The sequence below is a fragment of the Agromyces humi genome (genome assembly GCF_009720255.1).
Classification (GTDB): Bacteria; Actinomycetota; Actinomycetes; order Actinomycetales; family Microbacteriaceae; genus Agromyces; species Agromyces humi.
Map to the genome: position 1 here is coordinate 1 of NZ_WJSP02000480.1, position 2,456 is coordinate 2,456.

The following is a 2,456-nucleotide window of genomic DNA, read 5'->3' on the forward strand; positions in this document are numbered from 1 at the left end:
CGGCGCCGCGACGGCCGGCTCGCGGGACCTGTTCGCCCTCGACGCTGACGCGCTCGGCGACGTCGTGCGCCGCGGGGCGCGCGTCTGAGTTCGTTCTGACCTTCCCCTACCCCGGTGTGCTGTCGCTGCGCGAGCGCGTACTCCGGTGGCGGTAGGTCGCAGCGCGCTGGATGCCGCGGTCGAGGACGGACCCCCAGGTGTTCGTCATCGACACCGACGGCCAGCCCTCGCAGCATCCGCTCGACTCGTCTCTACTCCGCATTCACCTCGTCGAAGGTCAATGGCGTGAGCCCGATCGGACTCAGCCCTTGGTAGAGCCCCCCGGTCACGTCCACGCGGAAGTAGCCCTTCACCCGCGGCACACCGTGCTCGAAGAAGGTCTGCGCGTCGCGATGCTGCGGCTGCGCGATGCGGAGCGAGACTCCGCTGCATCCGTCGTGAACCGAGGGGTTCGGGTTCTGGTTCGCGTCTGAGTTCCCGCAGTCCGTCATCAGGCTGATCTCGCGTATCTCCTGGCTCTGGTTCCCATCGGCGGTGTCGACGCTCTCGACGAGCAGATTCTCGTCAGTCGCGGCACCGGTGATCGAAGGGAACCCCACATCGAGATACACGGCCTCGCCGTCGTGCTGATCGAGGAAGCTCAGGATGGCCCGGGATTCGGCGAGGTGTCCCACCACTCCCTCGAACTCCGCCACTTCGCCCGACTGACCACCGGCGTTCTGCGGCTCGCCGTTCGCGTTGCTGAGCGTGAACCAGAGGGTGACCACGCCGGTGACAATTCCCACCACCCCGGCGATCAGCGTGACAATGCCGAGGGGCCGCTCGAGAAACGGCCGGGCCGATGCCGGATCGTGCTTCCGCCCCTCGCCGGCGGAGTCTGCGTCGTGTTCGAGATCGTCCATGCGCCTGACCCCAGAATCGCTCGACCGAACCTCGTCGCCAGCGACACTCGCACACTGCGCTCAGAACGCGAGGTCGAGGTGGAAGTGGTTCACCAATGGGCCGTGCCAGTTGATGTTCGTGATGTTACCCGCCTGGTTGCGGCTCGTGTTGGCGACCTCGATGATGCGGCGCTGCCCCAGCCGCTCATTCACGGCCCGTGCGACCGAGAAGTCGTCGTAGATCACCCGCCACTCGACGCCGACCGCTGACGCGGCGCGATCGATCGCGAGCGCGAAGGTGATCGCCTGGGCGGCGTCGAAGAAGCCGTCGGCGCGGCCTTGCGGGATGGTGAGATCGAGGGAACGTCCGCGACCGGCGAAGCTGCCGCCGCCGTGGTCGGCGTAGTTGCTGGCCGAGAAGCCCGTGCCGTACGCGTCGATGAGCAGGAGGACGAAGATGGCCGTTTCGGTCGTGACCCCGAGGCTCCTGGGGTTCCAGACCGGTCCCCAGACGCGCTGGCCGTTCGCGTCGCGTTCGTGCACGTTCTCCCAGCCGCGCTCCTCGATGTCGATCGCGGCCTCGCGCACCGCGGCATCCACTCGTCGCTGGCCGCCGAACTTGGCGGTCTCGGCGGCGACGATCGCGGCCGCCTCTGCCGTCGCGTCGAGAGTCGCTTTCGGGTCGCGCGTGCGCCGTCGCAGCGCCGACTCGGCCTGGGCGATCGCCCGGGCGCGTTCGCGGTCGGTGAGCGCACGGTTGGCGGCGGCGAGCCGAGCACGCACGAGGGCGACGGCGTCGAGGTTCGGCAGTGCTGCGGGCGCGAAGTTGCGAAGCTCGCGCACGCCGCGCTGGGTGATCGTGACGAAGTCGAGGTGCTCGCGTCGCTCGAGCATCCAGCCCCAGGCGCCCTCGGTCAGGTGCGACTGGATCTTGTCGATGAAGTGCTGCCGCTCGACGACGAGCTCGGCCTCGAGCTGCGCGCTGCGCTCGGCCGGCGTGAGCGCGCGTCGCCGACCGTTCTCGACGACGCGCCTGTTCGCGATGGCCTGCGCCAGTCGCACGCGCCTGGCGTTGAGCTGGCCAAGCACCGCGGCGTCGAGGCCGGCGAACGGCGTGCTGAAGCTGCTGCGCTTGTACCAGCCCTGCATCGTCTCATCGAAGTCGGTGACGAACGACGCCCGCGTCGCAGCCACGTCGACCGTCTGGCCCTGCGCGGCGCGGCGCGTGCGCCATCCGTCGACGAGCTGGTCGACGTAGGCGGCGACGCCCGCGACACCCCAGAACTCGACCGTCGTGTCGATGCCGTGCACGGGCGCGACCTCGCCAGCGGGCGGCACGGCACCCGCCACGACCACGGGCGTGCCGCGCGTGACCTGGATGTTCGGCCGCGCGGGCGGATACGGCACGTCGGTCGTGTCGACGTCCTGGGGAGCCGCGGTCGGCGCAGCTTGCCCCTGCTGTGGCGGAGCCTGACCCGGCTGCTGCCCGGGCGTCTGCGCTGGCGCCTGCGTCGGTGTCTGGGTGGGCGGTGCTTGCGCGGGTGCCTGTGCGGGCGCCTGGACCGGCGGGGCTTG

At 70.2% G+C, this 2,456-nt stretch carries 1 protein-coding gene and 1 pseudogene; both read right to left on the reverse strand.

Annotation, left to right across the window (positions count from 1 at the left end):
- Positions 1-251: 251 nt before the first annotated feature.
- Positions 252-902 (reverse strand): hypothetical protein, encoded by a 651-nt coding sequence (locus GH736_RS21185; protein WP_159606835.1) that lies wholly within the window; start codon positions 900-902, stop codon positions 252-254.
- A gap of 60 nt (positions 903-962) precedes the next feature.
- Positions 963-2,456: pseudogene (locus GH736_RS21190) on the reverse strand (hypothetical protein); the annotation flags it as partial.